This is a genomic window from Chthoniobacterales bacterium (assembly GCA_035274845.1).
Taxonomy (GTDB): domain Bacteria; phylum Verrucomicrobiota; class Verrucomicrobiia; order Chthoniobacterales; family UBA10450; genus AV80.
On sequence record DATENU010000002.1, the window covers coordinates 44,610 to 65,541 of the forward strand.

The window sequence follows — 20,932 nt, forward strand, 5'->3', positions numbered from 1 at the left end:
GATCGAAGAGTCAGCCCGGCTAGCCTGGAGTTGAAACCCATTTAGCCGGTCGGCGTAAGCAGACGTTGTTAATGCGATACGGCGGGCTCGATAGCAATATCCTGCGCGTTGATCGTCGGCGCCGCCTGCCGTCGTTCTTTGAACCACATGATCACCACGTAGAACACCGGCGTGAGGAGCAGGCCGAAGAACGTCACGCCCAGCATGCCGAAGAAGACGGCGGTGCCGAGGGCCTGGCGCATTTCCGCGCCTGCTCCGGTGCCGATGACGAGGGGAAACACCCCGAGGATGAAGGCAAAGCTGGTCATCAAGATCGGCCGGAGACGGAGGCGGCACGCTTCGACGGCGGCCGTGAAGCGATCTTTGTGGTCCCGATCCTGGATCTGCTTCGCGAATTCGACAATCAGGATGGCATTCTTGCAGGCGAGGCCGACCAGCACGACGAAGCCGATCTGAGTAAAGACGTTGTTGTCCATCGAGCGCAGCCAGACGCCGCCGATCGCGCTGAAGATACACATTGGCACGATCAGGATGATTGCGAGCGGCAACGACCAGCTTTCATATTGCGCGGCGAGCAGGAGAAAGACGAACAGGACGCAGAGCGGGAAAACGTAGATGGCGCTATTGCCGGCGACTTTCGCCTGGTAGGCGATCTCAGTCCATTCGGTCGTGAAACTCGTCGGTAGAATTTCCTTGGCCAGGCGCTCGATGGAGTTAATCGCGTCGCCTGTGCTCGTCCCGGGGGCGGGCTGGCCACTCAGATCGGCCGCGGGAAACATGTTGTAGTGGGTGACCTTGTCCGCACCGTTTACTTCCTGCACGGTCGCGACCGCGCCGAGTGGAACGACCCCGCCGTTGCTGTTGCGCGTCTTGAGCAGACGGATGTCTTCCGGCTTGAGCCGGAATTGTGAGTCGGCCTGGGCCGTGACGCGGTAGGTGCGCCCAAACAAGGTAAGATCATTTACGTAGGAAGAGCCGAGATAGGTTTGCAACGTTCCGAAGATATTGCTTAAGGGCACGTTCATGCTCTTCGCTTTGACGCGATCCACCTCGAGCCAAAGCTGGGGCACATTGGCCCGAAATGTCGTGATGTTATTCGTCAGGCCCGGCGTTTGGTTCGCTTTCCCAACCATCGCGAACGCCTGGGCCTGGAGCTCTTCGATGCCGGCGTTGCCTCGATCCTGGATGAAAACCTTGTAACCACCCGCGTTGCCGATGCCGGCGACCGGTGGCGGTGGGAATACCGCGACGAGCGCCTCAGGTATCTCCGCGCGCACGCGTGCATTCATCTTCGCGAGAATCGCCGGGAGCTTTTCCTCAGGCTTGGTCCGCTCAGAGAATTCCTTGAACGGCAGGAAGACCGCGGCGGTGTTTGTCTGATTGCCGCCGAAAAGATTGAACCCGGCGAATTCAACGGTGTTGAGAATGCCGGGAGTCTCGTGGGCGATCTTGGCAATCTTGTCGACGACCGCCTGGGTGCGATCGAGCGACGCGGCATCGGGCAATTGCGCATACACGACGGCGTAGCCGCGATCTTGCGTCGGGAGAAATCCGCCCGGGACGACTTTGAATCCGAGCACGGTGAGGCCAAGCAAACCCGCGTAAATGAACAGCACAATAACGGCGAGCTTGGTGAGCCGGGAGACAGTATGGCCGTAGGCATTTCCCGCCCACGCAAACACTTTGTTGAAGCCGCGGAAGAACCAGCCGAGGAGCGCGTCGAGAATGCGCTGAAACCGATCCTTCTCTGCGCCGCGCGGGCGGAGAAGCAGCTTTGCGAGCGCGGGGGACAATGTGAGGGAGTTGAACGCCGAGATCGCAGTCGAGACCGCGATCGTGAGCGCGAACTGCCGGAAGAATTGTCCGGTGATTCCGCTCAGGAACGCCGTGGGAATAAAGACGGCGCAGAGCACGACCGCGATGGCGACGAGCGCGCCTCCGACTTCGCTCATCGCTTCACGGGCGGCGTCGCGCGGGCTGCGGCCTTCTTCGATTTTGTGCTCGATCGCCTCGACCACCACAATCGCATCGTCGACCACGATTCCGATCGCGAGCACCAGGCCAAAGAGCGAAATGTTGTTGATGGAAAAGCCAAAAGCCGTCATCGCCGCAAAAGTTCCGATCAATGAAACCGGAATGGCGATGAGCGGGATGATCGCCGCGCGCCAGGTCTGGAGAAACACGAGGACGACGAGCACCACCAGCGCGATCGCTTCGAAGAGCGTCTTCTGCACTTCGTGGATCGACTCGCGCACGGAGACAGTCGGGTCATACACGATCGTATAGTCCAGCCCGGCCGGGAAACGGTGCTTCAGCTCCTCCATCTTTTTGCGCACCGCCGCGGAGGTCTGAAGCGCATTCGAACCGGGCCGCTGGAAAATGCCCATCGCAGTCGCCGGTTTTCCGCCGAGCTGGCTGTTGACCGTGTAATCGCGCGCCGCCAGCTCGACCCGCGCGACATCACGAATGCGCGTGACCTGCCCGCCGGTTCCGGTCTTGACCACGATTTCGCCAAACTCGTCCTCATTCGCAAGCCGGCCCTGGGTACTGACGGTGTATTGAAAGGCGGTGGACTCCTTCGGCACCGGCGGCGCGCCGATGATCCCGGCCGCGACCTGCACGTTCTGCTCCTGGATTGCGCTGACGACGTCCTGCGCGGTCAGCCCTCGCGCGGAAAGCTTGTCCGGATCAAGCCAGATGCGCATCGAGTATTCGCGCGCCCCGAAGACCGTGATGTCGCCGACGCCATCGAGCCGCGCGAGCTCATCGCGGAGCTGAAGGAGCGCGTAGTTGCTCGTGAAAAGCGAATCGAGCGAACCATCCGGCGAGACGAGGTGCACGACCATCGTCAGATCGGGTGATTGCTTTCGCGTGGTGACGCCGATGCGCTGCACATCCTGCGGCAAAGTCGGCACCGCAATCGCGACGCGATTCTGCACCAGCACCTGCGCGTCATCGAGATTGGTCCCGAGCTTGAAGGTGACGGTGAGCGCCATGTTGCCATCGCTCGTGCTCTGCGAAGTCATGTAGAGCATGTTCTCCACGCCATTGACCTGCTGCTCGATCGGCGTGGCCACCGTCTCCGCGACCACCTTGGCATTCGCGCCCGGATAATTGGCGGTGACCTGAATGGTTGGCGGCGCAATCTCCGGATACTGCGCGATCGGCAAGGTGAAGAGCGCGATGGCGCCGATCAGCGTGATGAGGATGCTAATGACTCCGGCGAAGATGGGCCGGTCGATGAAAAAGTGAGAGAAGTTCATTGCGCGGATTTGCTTTCTATTGAGGGAGGCTGCTCAGAAATTGGCGTCACCGGCATTCCCGGCTGGAGGAGCTGCAAACGCGTGGAGACGACCTTCTCGCCGTCCTTCAGACCTTTTTTAACGATCCGTTTGCCCTCAAAGATTGGGCCTGTTTCGAGATTGCGACGCTCGAGGGTGTTGTCCGGTTTGACGACATAGGCGTACTTCAGTCCCTGCTGGGAACTGATGACCTTGTCGGCCACCAAGGCGGCGCGGTATGGGGTCGCGCCGGCCACGCGAATGCGGGCGAAGAAGCCCGGCACGACGAGCGTGCTCCAGTTGCGAAGCACCACGCGCGCGCGCACCGTCCCGGTTCCCGGATCGAGGCGGTTATCGACGAAGTCGACTACCCCTTCGTGCGGAAAGTCAGTCTCATTGCCGAGTTGGACCCAGGCAGGGATCTGTCCATTGCGAGCGCTCTTCCGCTTACCTTCTTCGTCCAGCTTCACGTACTTCAAAAGGCTGTTTTCGTCCGCGTCGATCCGGACGTAGATCGGATCGACGGAAACGACCGTGGTAAGAACGCTTTCGGGTCCCGCTCCTGGCTGCACCAGGTTGCCGAGCGTGATGCGAGCATCACTGACCCGTCCGGCAATCGGCGACTTCACCTGCGTGAACTCGAGATTCAAGGCCGCCGCATTCTTCGCGGCCTCCGCGGAACGCGCCCCGGCGGATGCCTGCTGATAGGTCGCCGCCTTCTGATCGAACTCGCTCGCGGAAATGGTGTTCTTGCTCCGCAGGTCCTTCGCGCGATCCAATTCGATCTGCGCGAGTTTCTGGTTCGCCTGGGTGCGCTCGAATTCGGCCGCCGCGCGATCGAAGTCGGCCTGATACGGGCGCGGATCGATGACGTAAAGCAGATCGCCGGCCTTGACCATGGCCCCGGCCTCGAACTTCACCTCTGTAATGTAACCGGAAACGCGGGGCCGCACTTCCACCGACTCCACAGCATCAAGGCGCCCCGTGTATTCGTCCCACTCGTTCACATCCTTCTCGACGACCGTGACAACATTCACGGGCAGCGCTGGCTGCGATTGAGGCGCGCTTGGTTTGCAGGCGGCCAACGCGAGCGCCGCCAGCGCGACAACCCCAAAGCGCACGGATTGTCCGATGGACCCTGTCCGGCTGCGTCCTGCGCTTCTGCGTTCGTTGATCTTCTTCGGATGCGCGTTCGCTTCGTCTGGGAGGTCTGCGAATCTCAGACGAATCTTCTGTTGCCGATGACCGAAATCGGTCACCAAGCCCTCCTGCCACTCCAGGACGAGCCCGGGCGCGGTGAGCGAAACTGGTGGACTTATTAGGTTCATATGATTCTTCCTTTGTTGAGGAAAGGATGGGGCATGGCGGGTCCGGTGAGAAAGACTATGTTTCTTGCCTCACCATGCCTGGTGGGCATACCCTAATGGGCCGTGGAACTGCGGCATTTACGTTACTTCGTCGCGGTGGCCGAGATGGAAAACGTCTCGCGGGCCGCGATGCAGCGGTTGCACGTTTCGCAGCCGTCGCTCAGCCGCCAGATTCGCGATCTCGAAGATGAAATGGGCGTGCAGTTGCTCGAACGCACAGCGAAGTCGGTTCGCCTGACCGACGCAGGTCGCGCGTTTCTCGATGAGGCGCGCGCGATTCTAAAACAGACCAGCGACGCCGTGGGGAAAGTGCGCGCCATCGCTGGCAAGGGTGACACCGAGCTGCACATTGGCGATTGGCCGCTCGCCACCGGCCGGATCCTGCCCGGGCTTCTTCGCGCGTATCAAAAAGCGATGCCTAAGGTGAAAGTGAAGGTGCATGATTGGGCGGTGGAGAAGAACATCTCGGGAGTGCGCGATGGTCGCCTGCAGCTCGCGATCATTCTTCCACCGCTCAAAGGAAATGCGCTGGAGGAGCTGCGGTTCGAACCATTGTTCACTGGGCGCGTTTGCCTCGCCGTTTCATGCGATCATCCATTCGCCTCGCGCCGATCCGTTCCGTTAGCCGACGCCGCGCGCGAACCGTTCGTCGGGCTGACGCGCGAGGACTATCCGCGTTACCTGGAATATTTGAGTGCGATCTTTGCGCCTGTGAACGAGAAGCCGCGCCTCGTGGAGGAGCAGGATGGTTGGTCTGGTGTTTTTTCCGCTGTCAGCGCCGGCGCGGGAATTGCACTCACATCGGACGCGTTCAATTATGCGTTCAACGACCGGATCAAATGCGTGCGCCTCACGCCTGAACCGAAACGCGTCGTCGTCGGGATGATTACGCGAAAAGGAAAACTCACCCCGGCCACGGAGATGTTCTGCCAGTGTGCGAAGGACGCCTTTGCTTCTATGCGTTAGGCCGCGCCGGTCCTAGACGTGGGCGTGGAGTGACATTAGTTCGCGCCGGCAGGCTTCGCTAAAGGCCTTGAGCGGATCAATTCCTCCATTATGAACACGTTCGTGAAATTCTTCGACCGACACATTCGGCTCGAAATATTGTTCCATGATGAATTTCACCAGCTCTACCGCGTCGGCGAGGACAGCCTCCGAGGCGCACAGCCGAATACGGTTCAGCAACGCATAGATCGACAACAGGGTCTCCGGCCTGTCGAGGTTTCGCTCGAGTGAGTCCATCACCCGTTTCGAGCATTCGTTGATGAATTCGCCGTAAAGCGTTTCGCGCCTGTTTAGTTCGGCGCGCAGCGCGGCGCGCCGATTGCGAGCCTTTTGCGCGACCCACGCCGTCGCCACGCTCGCCGAGCCGCCGGTCAGCGATCCGAAAATACCCGCCAGCGCGGTAACGATTGTAGTGTCCATGACTAGGCTGCGCGTCGTCCGCGGAGCCGTGTCCACCGCTCACTAAGCTCCTCAACATCGCGCAGCGTGATCATCTGTTCGATTTCGCGTCCGAAAACAAGATCGAGTGTCCACGCCGTCATCACCCGCAGTTTCTTCACCAACCGCGGAAGCTTCGCCAGATAAACCGAGCGCCACATCCACCAGGCAATGAACCCGGAGAACTTGAATCCGAAGAAACTCGCTACCCCGGTATGATGGCCGATGCTCGCGAGCATTCCCATCGTCCGGTAACGGAACGGCTTTAGTTCTTGATCGAGAATCGTGCGCTCGATGTTCTTCGCCGCCGTCAGTGCCTCGCGCATTCCGTGCTGCGCAGTGGGCGGGAACCACCTTCCAGTTTCGTAACCATCGGGAACCGCCGCGCAATCGCCCGCTGTCCAAAGTCCGGGGAATCCGGGAACCTGAAGATATTGATCTGCAATAATCCGTCCTCTCTCTTTCGGACACGCCAAAGCGGCGACCACCGGACTGGGTTTTACCCCCGCCGTCCAAACAAGGGTCGCGGCGGGAATCGACATGCCGTTGTTCAGGGTAACGTCCCAACCATCGTAGCTGGCCACGCGCGCGCCTTTGATCACGTCCACGTTGCGCTCGCGCAGTTTGTGTTCGGCATATCGGCCGAGCTCTTCGCCCAGCTCCGGGAGCAAATAATCACCGGGATGAATCACCACCACGCGAATTTCCTCTTCGCCCACTTGCGGGTAAAACTTCGCCGCCTGGCGAACGAAATCGTTGACCGCGCCCGCTGTTTCCGCGCCGGCAAATCCGCCGCCGGCGATGACAAAGGTGAGCCATTGGCGGCGCGCGGCCGTATCCTTCTCCAGGCTTCCTTCCTCCAAAAACGCCACCATTCGGTTTCTCAGCAGGGCCGCATCGCTGAGGCTCTTCATCGTCACCGACCAATCCCGGATGCCGGCGTTTTCGAAAAAATTTGTCTCGGAGCCGAGAGCGAGAAGCAAATGATCGAAGTCGAACTCGAGCTCGCGCTGATCCAAGCCGTGGACGCAACGAACTTTGCGCGCGCCAGGATCGATATCTGAGACATCAGCTCCGATCACATTAACGTGGCGCAGAATTCGCCGCAGTGGATTGACGATGTCCCCGGGCGCCAGGTCGCCAGCCGCCACCTCATGCAACATCGGCGTGAAGAGAATATAATTCTCCCGCGCGATCAGCGTCACTTCCACGTCCGCCCGGCGCGCCAGATGTCTGTCCAAATATTTTGCGGCGTAGAGCCCGGCAAACCCGCCACCCGCGATCACGATCCGTGTTTTCTTCATGTTAAAAGCATTCGCGTGGCGCGTGCTGGTTGGGAAAGACCATGTTTCTTTACTCAGCATAGTCAGCGAGCATGGTTGAATTGCGCGGTTTGCGGGCAGGGCCTCGCCCCAATTCCTCGCGAAGAATCCGGATCACTTCCCTCTGCGCCTCGGGATTGTTAAAAGCGTTGTGTCCGCTTCGGACGATCAGCTCTGACGATGCGCCGCCGAGATGCGCGCTCGAGTAGGCAACGACGCCGTCACTTGCCCCGCCGTCGTGCTTTTGCCCGATGATGTTGTGAAATGGCACCGCGATCGGCAAACGCGCGGCCGCGAGCAACGTTGGATTGCGGGGCGAAAGGGTGTGCACTGAGGTGAAGTTCAGTTGTTTGAAAAAGGCGGCTCCTTCCGTCGTTGTGACCCCCGTGTTCGCCTGGTCAACCTCCGCGAACCCATTTTGCAATTCGTTGGGCAATCGAATGAGCGACTGCGCGAAGCCCCCGATCCAGGAGTCGGCCATCGAGCTGCCCCGATGCGGAGTGGATATGAAGATCGCGCGAACCACGCGGGGATTACGCTGGAAGAACAAGCCGCGCCGCAACAGCTGGATCGTCTCGGGATTGCCGCGCAATTATTCTGGCGGAACGACGAAGAGACTCGTCCAGAGCCGATCGCCGCTCGAACTGACGAGCGTATGCGTGAGCAACCCGCCCATGCTGTGGCCAACCACGACAATGCGGTGCGTCGCAAAATCGTCGTCGTTGGGATCGACCAGGCGGACCGTCCGCTCGAGTTGCTGGCGGAGCCTGAGGGCGTTCAGCAGAACCGGCGTGCCGGTACTATAATAAAAGTGCCAGAATTGAAAACGCCGGGCGATTTCTGGGTCGCTTTCGAGGGCCGTCACGAGTTTCAAGAAGGTGACAGGCGTCGACTGCAATCCGTGCACCAGCAAAATGGGGATCTTGTCCGGATCGTAGGGCTGGGTCAGAACAATCTCCGCTTTCGCGCGAACGTCCGGATGGAGCAGGTTCGTCAGTCCGCTTTGCGCGACGGTCCGGGCGCGACGGACGAGCATTGAAGTTGCGGCGGCTTTGTCGGTGGCAAGCGGATAGATCGATCGACCCAGCGCGATTTCGTTCGCGGCTGGAAGGAAGGATAGATGCGCTCGGTTGTGCACTCGCCGGTAGACTGCTGTCGCGGGGAGAAACATCCCAGCGCGCGGATAAATCGGGGCGCGACCGGTGTCGTATTCGAGGACGACCGGCGCGCCAAGCGCCGAAAGCTCGTTTCGCGGCGGCGTTGTCGGAACAGCGTGATAGCGAACCAGCGGCAGTTTCATGGCCGGCTCGTCGATCGTTATTCCAGTGTCGCGCAGCTCGCTGTGTAATTCTGCCGGAGTGGCAAGATTGAGATCTCGCGCGATAGAACCGAGCGTCGCGTTGTATGCCCGGGTGTGATCTGGCGCCAACTGCCGATAAGAGGATTCGGCCGCCGCGATATCGTGGCGAAGATGGTCCGGTGAAGCAACCCGCGTCGAAGCGCAACCGGCAAACACCAGAAACGCTGCGGCAATCGCGAGCCTGCCAGCTCTTTCGGTCTTCATTCGGTTAATGCGCATGGCCTTGTTCGAACGCCAGGGAAAAACCAAGCAATTGGGCGAGACGCGATTCGTAGGAGTCACAGGTTGGACAATCGCCATTTGCTTCAATCCATTCCGGGTGCTGCGTGCGGAGCGCATCGTGCATCTCACGCTGAAGCCCGACATAGGTCGCGCCTTGAGTGGCCGAATTCGTCGATCCGGTCGTATTCATCGGTAACCCCACACGTTCTCGCGCTGCGGAATCGGACTGAAGATGCGGTCCCAACTGCTGCCCGAATTAAAGAGCGCCATGCTCAACACCAGCATCGGGTCGTGTCGCCGGCACCCGTAAAGCCATCGTAACCTTGGTGATTTCCTTTGATTCTTTTTGGTGGTGTTCATTAGCGACCTCCGACAAGTTTGCGGCTCTGATCGCCACGGCCATTCGCGTTTTCGCCAGTAATCGTGAACAGCGCGAGAACCAGGGCCCACAGGATTGATATCGTGCTCATGGCCCGACAATGCGGCCACGACGTGGGTCTTGGGAAAGACTACGTTTCTTGTCTCAGCATAACCAACAGGCATGCTGCGCGGCCGGTTACTTGTTTCGTGACGCGAGGGAGTCGCAGCTTCTAATCCTCGCGATTCTCCTGAACTCGCGGAGCAATCATGAACAAGGCGGTGATCGCGCTCGCCAGCGCCAAGCCCGCGCCCATGACGGCAATTACGCGGAAGCCGGCGACGAATGATTGGTCGATCGCGGCGCGGAGTTGATCGCGCGTTTCAGCAATGAGATCGGAGGGAATTTCGGCGCCGGCAAGCTTTGCTTGTTGATCCTCGATCGCCTGCCCGGCGGTTGGCGGCAGATGAAGAGAGGCCACTCGCGGGGCGAGATGCTGTTGAAAGGTATGGAGCATGACGGCACCGAAGATCGCGATCGCAAGCAGACCGGCGGCCCGCGCGACGGCATTGTTGATCCCCGATGCAACTCCCGCGCGATCCTGCGGGACTGCGTTCATCACAGTGGTCGTAAGTGGCGCCACGCTGATGGCCATTCCAATCCCGAGCACTGCCACCGCGGGAAAGAACGCCGACCAGTAGCTGCCGCCGATTGATGGTCGCGCAAAGAGAGCAAAACCCGCTGCGGCGATCAAAGGCCCGATGACGAGGGGCAATCTCGGACCAAACCGCGCCACCAGTCCACCGGCCCAGCGCGAAAGCAACGATATGATAAGGATAAGCGGAAGCAGGGCCGCGCCGGCGGCGGTCGGCGTGTAATGTTGGACCTGGATGAGATTGAGCGGGAGAAAGAAAAAGGTCGCGCCCAGCGCTCCGTACAGGAAGAGCGTTACCAGATTCGCCCCGGTGAAAGCAGGCGAGCGGAAAAGTTCCAGCGGCACCATCGGCGCCTGGTTGCGCGCTTCCCAGACGACAAAAGCTGTCAGCAACAGCGCCGCGAGAACGAGAGCGATCATCGCCGTTGATTGGGCGACACCCGGCCGGGCCGATTCGATCAGTCCATAAACCAGCGCGCCCAAACCAGCTGCGACCAGGACCGCGCCTAACAAGTCCAGCGGCGTTTTCGCCGGGTTGGATGTCTCCGGAACATGACGCAGAGAAATCGCGATGACCACGAGCGCGAGCGGCACGTTGATGAAAAAGACAGCGCGCCAGGAAAGATGCTCAATGATCCAACCGCCCAGGGCCGGTCCAATCGCCGCCGTAATCGCGCTAAAGCCCGACCATGTGCCGATGGCGCGTCCGCGATCCTGTTCCCGAAACGAGCTGGAGATAATCGCCAGACTCCCAGGGACGAGTAACGCAGCGCCCAAACCTTGGAGTGCGCGAGCCGCAATCAGCTGCCAGATACCGAGGGCGAGCCCGCACCAGGCGGAGGCGAGTGCGAAAATGGCGATACCGATCAGGAAAATGCGCCGGCGCCCGTAATGATCACCTAACGCACCGCCAATGAGGAGCAGCGCCGAGAGCAGGAGCAGGTACGCCTCGACAACCCATTGCACATCGGCGACCCCGACGTGCAACTCGTTCTGGAGCGCAGGCAAAGCGACGTTTACGACGGTGCCGTCGATGAACGCCATGCTCGACCCGAGGATGGTCGCGGCCAGGACCCAGCGCTCGGCTTTTTTTCCGCAGGGCGAAATCGTCGGGCCCGTGCTTATCGTTGCTTCAGGGCAAGGCTGGAGCACAGGGAGAGCATGGAACTTGCAGTCCATGCCGTCCACCGCAATTGGGGATCGCGCTTCTCTTCTTCGCTGCGCTCGCGCGAGGGTACGCCGTTGCGGCAGCTCGCGGCTCAGCTCGTCAGTTCGCGTGGCGTGACGATCAGGAAGAACTTCTCTTTGCCACGAATGACCATCATCGGTGAGGTGATGCCGATTTCAGACGCAACGAGCTGTTTGTGCAGATCGTCGATAGTCGCAATGGCCTGACCTTTGAAACCGACGACGATGTCGCCCTCGCGGAGCCCGGCGACGGCGGCCGGACTATTGCGATTGATCTCGGTGACCTGCACGCCCGTCTTCACCGGCAAATTGTGGAATCGCACCAAGCGGGGATGCAGCGGCACATTCTGTCCGGCGAAACCAATCGAGCTTCGCCGGATACGCCCATCACGGATCAACCACCCGGCGACAAAATGAGCGGTGTTGCTCGCGATCGCGAAACAAATTCCCTGCGCCGGAAGAATCACCGCGGTATTGACTCCGATGACTTCGCCCGCGCTGTTCAATAACGGACCGCCGGAGTTTCCGGGATTGAGCGCCGCATCGGTTTGGATGATGTCGTCCATCAACCGCCCGGACTCCGAGCGCATCGACCGCCCGAGCGCGCTCACGATTCCCGCGGTGACCGTTTGATGAAAGCCGTAGGGCGAGCCAACTGCCACCGCGATTTGGCCGATGCGAATGGCGGCCGAGTTCGCAAACCGTGCGTGTTGCAGCTCCGGCGCGTCGATCCGGATGACAGCAAGATCGGTTTCCGGATCTCGCCCGATCAATTCCGCTCCATAACGTCGGCCGTCTCGCAGCGTGACTTCCAACTCAGTTGCGTTTTCGACGACGTGATTGTTGGTCAGGATGAATCCATCCCGCGCGATGACAAAGCCCGAACCGCCGCCGCCGTGGCCTTTTCCTGTCGTAATCCGAATGTTGACAACGCTTGGCGCGACGCGGTTTACGACCGCACTGATGGTTCTTGAATACGAATCGAGCAGTTCTTCATCGCGTAGCAGCTCCGAAGTGTTGTCGATCGGAGATGGATCGAGGTCGTGCTGGGGACAATTGTTCGAAAGCAATAATGGGTTCATGAATTCCAGCGGCAGGTAAACCTAGCACCGGCGTCAAGCGACGGGCCCAGGGCGGACCTGCGCGGACCGTTTAAGAGATCGCGCGGCCTGGCTTTCCATCGTCAGGACGACGCGGAACCGAACTTTGCCGCTGTGCATCTGCTCGTAAGCATCCGCGACGCGGCTGAGCGGATACTTCTCGATCATGGGATGAACGCCGGTCAGCGCGCTGAATTCCAAGGTGTCCTGTGAATCTCGCGCTGTGCCAGAATAGGAGCCATCGATGGATCGTCGTCCGGCGATCATCGAGAACATGCCTACCGTTAACGGATCCGGTGGCGCGGCGGGAACGACCAGTTTGCCGCTGGGCGCGAGTCCGTCCACCAGCGCGGAAATCGCTTTCCCGCTCGGCGCCGTCCCGAGGATCACTCGCGCGCCGCCGAGCTTTTGGAGCTGGGCTGCGCCATCGCCAGCATCGGTATCGATGTAATGATGCGCGCCCAGTTTTTTTGCTAACTCTTCCTTATCTTTCCCGCGACCGATCGCGACCGTCCTGAATCCCATCTGCCGCGCATATTGGACGCCGAGATGCCCGAGTCCGCCGATGCCGTGCACCGCGACAAGGTCTCCTCCACGCGCGCCCGAATTCCGGAGCGCGTTGTAAACCGTAACTCCCGCGCACATAAACGGACCAACTTCTTCCGCGGGCAGATCGTCTGGCACGGCCGCGATCGCTTCGGCGCCGACGATCATGTATTCCGCGTATCCGCCGTCGAAATCGATCCCGGTAACCTTGCGTTTGACGCACATCGCGAAATCGCCGCGCCGGCATTGGTCGCAAATGAAACAATGTCCGCCGTGCCAGCCAACTCCGACTCGCTGACCCTTGCTCCATTGCGTGACGCTACCGCCGACCTCGTCGATGCGCCCCGCGACTTCGTGACCCGGCACGCGCGGATATTTAATCCCGGGCCAGAGACCTTCCTTGACCAGGGCATCGCTGTGGCAAATTCCACACGCGTCGATTTTCACCCGGACCTGTGACGGCCCAGGCTCCGGAATGTCGCGCTCGACCAACTCAAAATTGCCGCCCGCTTTACTGATCTGGGCCACTTTCATTTTCGTGCTCATGTTACTCTTATGCGGAGCGGGTTAACCAATCTTTGAAATGCATCTTGCCGAGGCGAGGGTTGGCGCCGGGGACGAGGCTTTGATCGTTCACTTCTATCCCGAAATAGAGCGGTTTGTCGTCGGTGACTACCTTCCGCGGGTCGCCCGTCGCACTGAGATATTGCCTGACAAGTTCGTCTTGCCGGATCTGATGAGGCCCGGCCACTTCGATCAGGCCATTTGCCGGCTGTCCGAGAGCTACCTCCGCTACCGCGCCAGCGACATCATCCGCAGCCATCGGCTGCATTAGGACAGAGGATAACCGAATGGTTGAACCGTCCGTTCCCGACTGGGCAATGCCTTTCACGAACTCGAAGAACTGGGTGGCGTGGACGATCGTAAACGGAATCCCGGACGCCTTGATCAGATTTTCCTGCGCCTGTTTCGCGCGGAAATAACCACTCAAGGAACCGGCGCCGCTTCCAGTCAGGCGATCGGTGCCGACTACCGACAATGCCAGGTGATGCTTCACGCCGGCAGTTTTTTCCGCGGCGAGAAGATTGCGACCCGACGTGTCGAAAAATTCCATGGCAGGTTTGTCTTCGAACGAAGGTGAGTTTGCCACATCGACGACGACTTGAGCGCCTGCCAGCGCTGCCGCCAGTCCTTCACCAGTCAGTGCGTTCACACCCGTGGAAGGCGACGCCGCCACGACTTCGTGGCCGCGTTGGCGAAGAATGTTTACCGCCTTTGCTCCAATGAGTCCGCTGCCTCCGATGACTACGATTTTCATTTTGTTGTTCCTTTCGGTTAGTTAGGCCAATCACCTTTCGGTTTAGTTTCATGACAACCCCCTCAGAGAAAGTTGATCAGCGCGTCCATCGTTTCTTTCGGCCGTTCCTCGAGAATCCAATGCCCGGTGTTCGGCAGGACGACGACCGTGACATTGTCAGCAACCAGTTTCATTTGCGCGGCGAGCTCGTTACCTAATGACTTTTCTCCTCCGATCGATAGCACCGGCATCGTCAGTCTGGTTTGCGATAGCTGAGCAAAATTTTTCGCGAGCTGGGGCCACGACGCGAAATAGGCCCACGCCGCCCGCATTCGACCCGGCTTCGAATACGCTTCGGTGTAAACCTCTCGCTCCGCTTCCGGGATCGACCGCGCCTTGTCGGTCGCGAGAACGTTCCAGAAATATTCGAAGTAAATTCGCTCCCGTCCCTGCACTAACTTCTCGGGATACTCGCCATTGAATCGAAAATGCCAGATGTTCGGCGCGTTGTAGATCGGCTCCCAACCAGGCACTCCCGGCAGAAACGCGTCCATTACTGCGAGCTTCTCGGTTTCGGTCGGGAACTGCGCCGCGTAGGCATACGCGACCATCAATCCAATGTCATGACCGACGACGCGCGCCTTCTCGATCTTCAGCGAGCGGACCAGCGCATGAATCTTTTTCGCCGCATCGACCATATCGCTCTTGTCCGGAATCGATGAGTCGCCGATTCCCGGCAGATCCGGGGCGATTACGGTGAACTTCTCCGCCAGCAACGGAATGAGAGGCCGCCACATTCGTGAAGTCTCCGCGAACCCGTGCAACAAGATTATCGTCTCAGGCGCTTTGCCCGCGGTCAGATAATGCAAGCGCACGTTATCGATTGTCGCGTCGCGGGCAGTGATGGGCTCCGCCGCTTGAATTGCGCCGAGTGAAACGGCAGCGGCTATGCAAAAAACAAATGAACGCATGTGATGGATTCTTCCTTTCGTTATCTGCTGCAATCTATTCAGACCGTAGGAATGTTTCCGCCGTCGATAACGTACTCGCTTCCAGTAATCGACGAGGCACGATCCGACGAAAGGAACGCAATCAGTTCGGCGACTTCGTCAGGACGATTCGGCCGACCGAGCGGAATGCCTCCCAGCGAATTTATTAGATTCTGTCTGGCAGCGGCCGCATCCGTGCCGGCTTGCGTAGCGAGTCGCTCGATCAGTTTCGTCGCCGCCTCAGTTTCCGTGAATCCAGGAGCAACGCTGTTCACACGGATGCCGCGGGGACTCACTTCCTTTGAGAGTCCTTTGCTGTAATTCGTGAGAGCGGCTTTGGCTGCCGCGTATGCCAGGGTCGCTTCAGGCAGCGGCAGCGTCCGCTGAATGGATGACACGTGGACGATGACGCCGAAACCTTGCTTCAACATCGCGGGAAGAAAACCGCGATCCAGGCGCACCGCTGAAAACAAATTCAACTCGAATTCCCGCTGCCAGATTTCATCGGTCAAGGCGAGGGCGCCGCCACCGGGCGCGGAAGAACCACCTACGCTGTTGATGAGAATGTCGATTCCGCCGAGCCGCTCGAGCGCGATCTTGATAACGTGATCCGCCCCCTCGCGCGTGGCAACATCGGCTTGGATGAACTGTTCTGGATTGCCGCCGACCGGGACGGTTCTGGCTGTGGCAAGGACTTTCGCTCCGCCCTGGCGCAGGCGATTCACAACCGCCTCGCCGATCCCTTTCGTGCCGCCGGTAACGAGAATTCGTTTTCCGGTGAACTCGGCGGCGTCGATCGAAGGGTTGCCTTGCATGCTCGAACGGAGTTACGCGCTTTCCTTCATGTATCGCTCGGCAACGACGACTGCCTCTTCCGGACTGCTTCCGTTCTGGCGCGCGTTGAGATAGGGCGCGTACCAATCCCACCAATTATGTTTGCCGTGCGTCTTCTCGTATTGGCCGTGGTGTTGCTCCGTTTCGTGGAGAAGCGTGGCAAGGGCAGCCACATCCTCCGCTTCTCCCTTGGCCGGCTTCCATTCCCGACCGGGCAGCCGCGCCGTTATCTCTTGCAGCAGCCAACTGTTGCCGTCCGGGTCCTTAAACGACGCGAACGAGGCGTAGGTCCCACGGTTCGGATCCGGGCCGGCGAGCTGCGGGCCGAGCAGGCCGTCAAAATGAAATACCTCCGAAACCTCCGCGCCACGGCTGACTAACTCTGCGCGCGCCTTTTCAATGTCGGACACGATCAGATAGATATTCGGAAGCGAACCCGGCGCCGCCGTCGTGAGTCCGTTGCCAATGTGTATCGATGCTTCGGAGCCGGGAGGCGTGAACTGCACCGCCCGGTGGTCTTTGTCACGGACGTAATCAATATCCAACCGCCAACCGAGTTTTTCGTAAAACGCTTTGGCGCGATCGACATCGGACACGGGGATGACAACGGCTTCGAGCTTCATGTTCATGACTGGACCTCCATTTGTTTCGTGGTTCCTGACTTCACGCTACAGCGAGTAAAGACGAAATTCCGATCCTCGGTCGGCATACCTAACGCGCTTGGCGCGTGAGCATTCTGAGCCAGAGCCCAGCCGTCTATCAAGTCACAAATACGTGACGCACTCGGACTGGACGTGAGCCGAGGCTTGGATCAACGAGCCAGGAAAAATCTCACCGCTCGTCACGCCGTCGCCGCCAGCTCGTCCTCTTCGGCAGGACTACGCAGAGAGTGATGAATAGCAGTTTTTTCATAGGGTCAGATGTGGTTATGAGCATGAATTACTTCGTCCGCTGAATTTTCGCCATGGTGTATCCGGAATAGGTCACGACTTCCTTGATCTTCGCGTCGCTGAGGGTCTGGCCGGGCTTCGTGGTAATCACGACCTGTTTCTTCGGCAGGTCGACTTTCACGGTGGCTACCTCCGGCTGTTTTCGAAACGTCTTTTCGATGCCGGTGGCGCAGAACGCGCACACCATTCCATTGACGTGCGTCGTAATCGTCTCGGCCCACGCCGAAACACTCAGCGTTATCAGGGCAGTGAAAGCTAATGTTGTTTTTCGCATAATGTTTTCCTCCTTCAAAATTGCATGGTCCAGTTGACCATGACGTGGTTGTTGCTGCTGTATCCGGCTTCAAGCCAGATGGTCTTGTAAAAAAAGCGAATGACCGGTGTGACGACAAAGTGGTCGTGCTTGGCCGGATGATGATCGACGCGGAGGAGCAGCCAGGTGTTGAGCTGCTCGTAATCGGCAAGGTAGGGTGCAAACCCGGCGTAGGCCCGTTGCCAAACGGATTTCTCGATGCCCCGGGCGTAGACGAAGCGCGACTCATAGGAAAAAAATGCCCGTCGCGTTTCGTAATCCCCGAGAAATGTCAGCCACGCAGCCGGCTCATCTCTATTTCCCTGGCGGGCTTCGCCGCCGCCTGTCATCAAAAAGAGGTTTCCCTGTCCGTCTGGCAGGTTCCAGCGCTTCAGCAGCGTGTTGAGCTGCGGCCCAACCATCCAGAATTCGTCCTGATTGATTTCGTCTTTGGAGTAAAGCCCCAGTGCGAAATGAGGATCGAACGTGTAGTCGACCGATAATGTATGCCCGGTCTCATCGTTCTCCTGCATCGCCATCGTGCCGCCGACGTAGGAGAGCGGTTTCGCCTCAGCGCCGCGCGAAATAAAAGTGGTAAGTAATATTGTTAGTAAAGTGACTGTTTTCATTGATCCAAAAGTTGGGTTGAAGAAACAGGCATGCCCGGGCCAGTCCGGCCTCGGACGATGGGCACACCTCCGGCATCAGCGCCGTTGGATCAGATGAGAAACGTGCAGAGAAGCGCTGGACGCGGTATCGAAACGGCAGGGCTGACTCGCATGATGCGCCAGACGGCAGGCTCCGCGACAGGCGGTGCCAGAAAAGAACACCCGCTGGTTGCGGCAATGCTGGTCAGCTCTTGATTGTGATCAGTCTGTTTCGCAACCGGCGGCGTTTGCTGGCTCGCTACCGAGTGCGCACAGCAACACTTGCTCGCGCAACAGCCCATCTGGCAAGCTTCGCCAATCGGCGCGCTTGAAATTGGACAAACCGACGCGGGCAACCGAATTGCGGCCATGAAAATCGCCCCGAGCAGGCAAACCGTCAGCGCAATCCGCTTCACGGCCCAACCGTAGCACCGGATTACTCGCAATCCCAAGCCGAAAATCGCGAGCGCAACCCAAAAGGCTGTGTCCACACATCATCAATTGACGCGACTTGATTGCGCAAACAGAAAGCCTGCCGGGGAGAAGCCGGCAGGCTTTCGCCGCTGTTCTTCTTGTTAACCTAACCGCGTTGCCGTTCTACGGAATGGGAACGAAGCCGACCTGGGCCACAATCTTTTGGCCGGCGCCGCTAATGGTGAAATCGACGAACTGTTTGGCCAGCCCGCTCGGTTCGCCGTTCGTGTAATAGAAGGTCGGGCGCGCGTCCTCGCTTTCACGAAGGCGGCGGCATCAAGGTCGTCTCGATTGACGGGCATGCTGTCCTCCGTCCAAACCGTGCACGCCAAGACCTATCCCTACAGTTGCTCGTTATCGGCCATCTTGTGCGAGCCATCCGCGTAATCCGCCGTTGAGAATCGCTTTTTTGAGCGTGCAAGCGACGGATTGATTCCGGTAGAATGGGTCTTTAGAAGAACCCCAGCTCCAAAAAGCGCCCCTATGCGCCATGGAAAGGACTGAGTTATGCCTGCCGTAGCATTTTCCAATAACGACATTGCGGTTGTAGCTTGGACATTCGATCGCCATCTTGACGGCTGTCTTGGCTTTGCCCTCCATCAGATCGACGGGGACAAGGATACGGTCCTACCCGCACTGGCGCGCTTCGCGAATCAGGACAAAAACCTCAAGCTCACTACCGAAGAGGCCCCGATACAAAAATTCTGGTGGAAAGATCTCTTCGCGCGCCGCGGCGCAACCTATCGGTACCGCATCGTTCCCATGGGCGGCACACCGGGCGGCAAGCTTACGCCGTTGGCCGGTATCGAGCCGCTGGTCAGCAACAATGTAACACTCACAGAGAAACGACCGCCGTTCAGCGTATATTTCAATCGCGGCATTGTGGCCACGCAGGCGCTGAGCCACGCCCTGAACGACAAGCCCAGTATTCAGGCGTTGACCCCGCACATTCTGGACCCGGCCGATTCCATCCGCATCAGACTGATGGGACAGCTTTTTGAAGGGGTCACCTCGCTGCTCGATCGAGCCGATAAAGATGGTGGCACCATCCATGGCGCACTCTACGAGCTCAATGACCCCAAAGGCCTCGAGGTACGCCTCCAGGCCGCTGACAGCGGGAATCCGAAAAGCCGAAACGTTATCCTAGGAAACGAACAAGGTGGCCGCAACGGAGACAACGCCCGCCAATGAAGATGCGGATTCCGATAACCGTGCCGCCCTTAAAGCGGCGGGAGTGACAGTTATCGACCGAATCCTCGGCACGGGCAGCATCCCGCACAACAAGTTCCTGGTCTTGACCGAGCGCGACAACCCCGTGGCCGTGCTCTCAGGCTCGACCAACTGGACCAGCACAGGTCTTTGCACGCAGACCAACAATGCCCTGGTGATCGAATCCGCGGAGGTCGCCCGCCGTTACCGCGACTTTTGGGACGCTCTTAAGACCGATGTCGTCGCCGCCGGGGGCGATCAGAAGAAACTGCAATCACCAACGCTGCGCGGCTCGAATCACAAGAACAACGACAGTTCGATCAGCAAACCGATCAAATTAGCCGACGGCGTCACGGTCGAGGTGATGTTCTCACCAAGTACCAACAAGCCCCTCACGAGCCCGCCTAAGGAAGTGCCGAACGATATGCAACGGGTATTCGACCTGATCGAGGGCGCCAAACAGGCGGTGCTTTTCCTCGCCTTCGATCCCGGCAACAACTCGATCCTCGACGCCGCCGGCAAGGCGCTGGCCAAAAATCCTGATCTCTTCGTCCGGGGCGCGTTGACCAGCGCCCAGCGGGCCACCAATTTCTCCGCCGCGCTGCATCAGGGGGGCGCCAGCGATCAGGCCGATGGCGGCTCGCCATCGGGCATTGCCGTCGTGGGCGAACCCGGCAAACCGAAGAAGAAGGGGGCCAAACTGCCATCCGCGGCGCCTGACTTCCGCGCTGTTCCCGCCGGGGCTATTAACAAGGACGACAAATTTGGCGCCTGGGAGGCCGAGCTCGCAAAATTCGGTTTCGCGATCATTCACAACAAAATCGTGGTCATCGATCCTTTCAGCGACAATTGCACCGTGGTGACCGGATCGCACAATCTCGGCTTCCGCGCTTCGCACAATAATGACGAGAACATGCTGATCATTCGCGGTCATCGCGGGCTGGCGGAAGCCTATGCGTGCCACGTGCTCGATCTGTACGACCATTACGCCTTTCGGTTCTTGCTCCAGCACCATCCGGAAATCTTCGGCAGACCTTTGCAACCCGATGACACGTGGCAGGAGCGCTACATCATTGGGAAGGACGAAAAGTCGCCCGAGCTGCGCTTCTGGCTTGCGGCCGCCGGCGACACGGCATCCTCGGGTAAAGTGCCCCTACGCAAGAAAGGGGCGGTCGCACCCGAGACGAAGAAGCCCATCAAAAAAGTGAGCACCAAAAACCCCGGGCGAAGTGCATCGGCCAGGAAAATTGCGCCGAAGAAAGGGACGATGAAGAAGGTCGTCCGGAAGGGACCAACCAAGAGAGTCATCCAGAAAAAAGTGGCAAGGAAGGCAGCGCCCAAGAAGCGCGCAAAAGGACGTTAATTTCGGCGGATACATCTGCGGCAATTTCTCCCCCT

Annotated in this window: 20 protein-coding genes; 3 read left to right on the forward strand and 17 right to left on the reverse strand. The window is 59.3% G+C overall.

The features are described from left to right. Nucleotides 1–68: 68 nt before the first annotated feature. Nucleotides 69–3,263: a multidrug efflux RND transporter permease subunit gene (locus VJU77_00500; protein ID HKP01814.1), complete on the reverse strand. Its 3,195-nt coding sequence runs from the start codon at nucleotides 3,261–3,263 to the stop codon at nucleotides 69–71. Further along, on the reverse strand, nucleotides 3,260–4,609 hold the full coding sequence (locus VJU77_00505) for an efflux RND transporter periplasmic adaptor subunit (protein ID HKP01815.1): 1,350 nt from the start codon (nucleotides 4,607–4,609) through the stop codon (nucleotides 3,260–3,262). Before VJU77_00505 ends, VJU77_00500 begins: the two co-directional genes overlap by 4 nt. A gap of 102 nt (nucleotides 4,610–4,711) precedes the next feature. Between VJU77_00505 and VJU77_00510 the strand changes: the two genes are divergently transcribed. Continuing rightward, entirely contained in the window at nucleotides 4,712–5,614 is a 903-nt protein-coding gene (locus VJU77_00510; GenBank protein ID HKP01816.1) for a LysR family transcriptional regulator, read from the forward strand. A gap of 12 nt (nucleotides 5,615–5,626) precedes the next feature. On the opposite strand, the gene VJU77_00515 is transcribed toward VJU77_00510, so the two are convergent. The 15 genes from VJU77_00515 to VJU77_00585 form a co-directional block, all read right to left on the reverse strand. Then, nucleotides 5,627–6,073: a hypothetical protein gene (locus tag VJU77_00515; GenBank protein ID HKP01817.1), complete on the reverse strand. Its 447-nt coding sequence runs from the start codon at nucleotides 6,071–6,073 to the stop codon at nucleotides 5,627–5,629. Nucleotides 6,074–6,075: 2 nt separating this feature from the next. Beyond that, on the reverse strand, nucleotides 6,076–7,395 hold the full coding sequence (locus tag VJU77_00520; GenBank protein HKP01818.1) for an NAD(P)/FAD-dependent oxidoreductase: 1,320 nt from the start codon (nucleotides 7,393–7,395) through the stop codon (nucleotides 6,076–6,078). A 49-nt stretch (nucleotides 7,396–7,444) separates the two neighbouring features. Continuing rightward, entirely contained in the window at nucleotides 7,445–7,939 is a 495-nt protein-coding gene (locus tag VJU77_00525; GenBank protein HKP01819.1) for a hypothetical protein, read from the reverse strand. Nucleotides 7,940–8,005: 66 nt separating this feature from the next. Beyond that, entirely contained in the window at nucleotides 8,006–8,977 is a 972-nt protein-coding gene (locus VJU77_00530) for a hypothetical protein (protein ID HKP01820.1), read from the reverse strand. Between the two features lie 4 nt (nucleotides 8,978–8,981). Beyond that, entirely contained in the window at nucleotides 8,982–9,185 is a 204-nt protein-coding gene (locus VJU77_00535; protein ID HKP01821.1) for a hypothetical protein, read from the reverse strand. Then, on the reverse strand, nucleotides 9,182–9,355 hold the full coding sequence (locus VJU77_00540; GenBank protein HKP01822.1) for a hypothetical protein: 174 nt from the start codon (nucleotides 9,353–9,355) through the stop codon (nucleotides 9,182–9,184). Before VJU77_00540 ends, VJU77_00535 begins: the two co-directional genes overlap by 4 nt. A 230-nt stretch (nucleotides 9,356–9,585) precedes the next feature. Then, nucleotides 9,586–11,160 (reverse strand): MFS transporter, encoded by a 1,575-nt coding sequence (locus VJU77_00545; GenBank protein HKP01823.1) that lies wholly within the window; start codon nucleotides 11,158–11,160, stop codon nucleotides 9,586–9,588. Nucleotides 11,161–11,267: 107 nt separating this feature from the next. Then, nucleotides 11,268–12,278: a trypsin-like peptidase domain-containing protein gene (locus VJU77_00550; GenBank protein ID HKP01824.1), complete on the reverse strand. Its 1,011-nt coding sequence runs from the start codon at nucleotides 12,276–12,278 to the stop codon at nucleotides 11,268–11,270. Nucleotides 12,279–12,311: 33 nt separating this feature from the next. Then, nucleotides 12,312–13,388 carry an alcohol dehydrogenase gene (locus VJU77_00555; GenBank protein HKP01825.1) on the reverse strand — a complete coding sequence of 359 codons (1,077 nt, stop codon included), beginning with the start codon at nucleotides 13,386–13,388 and terminating at the stop codon, nucleotides 12,312–12,314. 7 nt (nucleotides 13,389–13,395) lie between these two features. Continuing rightward, complete coding sequence (locus VJU77_00560; protein HKP01826.1) at nucleotides 13,396–14,160, reverse strand: SDR family oxidoreductase; 765 nt, start codon at nucleotides 14,158–14,160, stop codon at nucleotides 13,396–13,398. 62 nt (nucleotides 14,161–14,222) lie between these two features. Further along, on the reverse strand, nucleotides 14,223–15,110 hold the full coding sequence (locus VJU77_00565; protein HKP01827.1) for an alpha/beta hydrolase: 888 nt from the start codon (nucleotides 15,108–15,110) through the stop codon (nucleotides 14,223–14,225). A gap of 38 nt (nucleotides 15,111–15,148) precedes the next feature. After that, entirely contained in the window at nucleotides 15,149–15,943 is a 795-nt protein-coding gene (locus VJU77_00570; GenBank protein ID HKP01828.1) for an SDR family oxidoreductase, read from the reverse strand. 12 nt (nucleotides 15,944–15,955) lie between these two features. Then, nucleotides 15,956–16,591: a VOC family protein gene (locus tag VJU77_00575; GenBank protein HKP01829.1), complete on the reverse strand. Its 636-nt coding sequence runs from the start codon at nucleotides 16,589–16,591 to the stop codon at nucleotides 15,956–15,958. A gap of 310 nt (nucleotides 16,592–16,901) precedes the next feature. Next, nucleotides 16,902–17,186: a heavy metal-associated domain-containing protein gene (locus tag VJU77_00580; protein HKP01830.1), complete on the reverse strand. Its 285-nt coding sequence runs from the start codon at nucleotides 17,184–17,186 to the stop codon at nucleotides 16,902–16,904. Between the two features lie 14 nt (nucleotides 17,187–17,200). Next, entirely contained in the window at nucleotides 17,201–17,833 is a 633-nt protein-coding gene (locus VJU77_00585) for a hypothetical protein (protein ID HKP01831.1), read from the reverse strand. A 999-nt stretch (nucleotides 17,834–18,832) separates the two neighbouring features. Between VJU77_00585 and VJU77_00590 the strand changes: the two genes are divergently transcribed. Both VJU77_00590 and VJU77_00595 read left to right on the forward strand, forming a co-directional pair. Then, nucleotides 18,833–19,516, forward strand: coding sequence for a hypothetical protein (locus tag VJU77_00590; GenBank protein ID HKP01832.1), 684 nt, complete (start codon nucleotides 18,833–18,835; stop codon nucleotides 19,514–19,516). Then, entirely contained in the window at nucleotides 19,485–20,897 is a 1,413-nt protein-coding gene (locus tag VJU77_00595; protein HKP01833.1) for a phospholipase D-like domain-containing protein, read from the forward strand. Before VJU77_00590 ends, VJU77_00595 begins: the two co-directional genes overlap by 32 nt. The last annotated feature ends 35 nt before the right edge of the window (nucleotides 20,898–20,932 follow it).

Excerpts from the sequence above, each read along its gene's own strand:
- VJU77_00500 (HKP01814.1), bottom strand. The coding sequence starts at position 3,263 with ATGAACTTCTCTCACTTTTTCATCGACCGGCCCATCTTCGCCGGAGTC.
- VJU77_00505 (HKP01815.1), bottom strand. The coding sequence starts at position 4,609 with ATGAACCTAATAAGTCCACCAGTTTCGCTCACCGCGCCCGGGCTCGTC.
- VJU77_00515 (HKP01817.1), bottom strand. The coding sequence starts at position 6,073 with ATGGACACTACAATCGTTACCGCGCTGGCGGGTATTTTCGGATCGCTG.
- VJU77_00520 (HKP01818.1), bottom strand. The coding sequence starts at position 7,395 with ATGAAGAAAACACGGATCGTGATCGCGGGTGGCGGGTTTGCCGGGCTC.
- VJU77_00530 (HKP01820.1), bottom strand. The coding sequence starts at position 8,977 with ATGAAGACCGAAAGAGCTGGCAGGCTCGCGATTGCCGCAGCGTTTCTG.
- VJU77_00535 (HKP01821.1), bottom strand. The coding sequence starts at position 9,185 with ATGAATACGACCGGATCGACGAATTCGGCCACTCAAGGCGCGACCTAT.
- VJU77_00540 (HKP01822.1), bottom strand. The coding sequence starts at position 9,355 with ATGAACACCACCAAAAAGAATCAAAGGAAATCACCAAGGTTACGATGG.
- VJU77_00550 (HKP01824.1), bottom strand. The coding sequence starts at position 12,278 with ATGAACCCATTATTGCTTTCGAACAATTGTCCCCAGCACGACCTCGAT.
- VJU77_00555 (HKP01825.1), bottom strand. The coding sequence starts at position 13,388 with ATGAGCACGAAAATGAAAGTGGCCCAGATCAGTAAAGCGGGCGGCAAT.
- VJU77_00560 (HKP01826.1), bottom strand. The coding sequence starts at position 14,160 with ATGAAAATCGTAGTCATCGGAGGCAGCGGACTCATTGGAGCAAAGGCG.
- VJU77_00565 (HKP01827.1), bottom strand. The coding sequence starts at position 15,110 with ATGCGTTCATTTGTTTTTTGCATAGCCGCTGCCGTTTCACTCGGCGCA.
- VJU77_00570 (HKP01828.1), bottom strand. The coding sequence starts at position 15,943 with ATGCAAGGCAACCCTTCGATCGACGCCGCCGAGTTCACCGGAAAACGA.
- VJU77_00575 (HKP01829.1), bottom strand. The coding sequence starts at position 16,591 with ATGAACATGAAGCTCGAAGCCGTTGTCATCCCCGTGTCCGATGTCGAT.
- VJU77_00580 (HKP01830.1), bottom strand. The coding sequence starts at position 17,186 with ATGCGAAAAACAACATTAGCTTTCACTGCCCTGATAACGCTGAGTGTT.
- VJU77_00585 (HKP01831.1), bottom strand. The coding sequence starts at position 17,833 with ATGAAAACAGTCACTTTACTAACAATATTACTTACCACTTTTATTTCG.
- VJU77_00590 (HKP01832.1), top strand. The coding sequence starts at position 18,833 with ATGCCTGCCGTAGCATTTTCCAATAACGACATTGCGGTTGTAGCTTGG.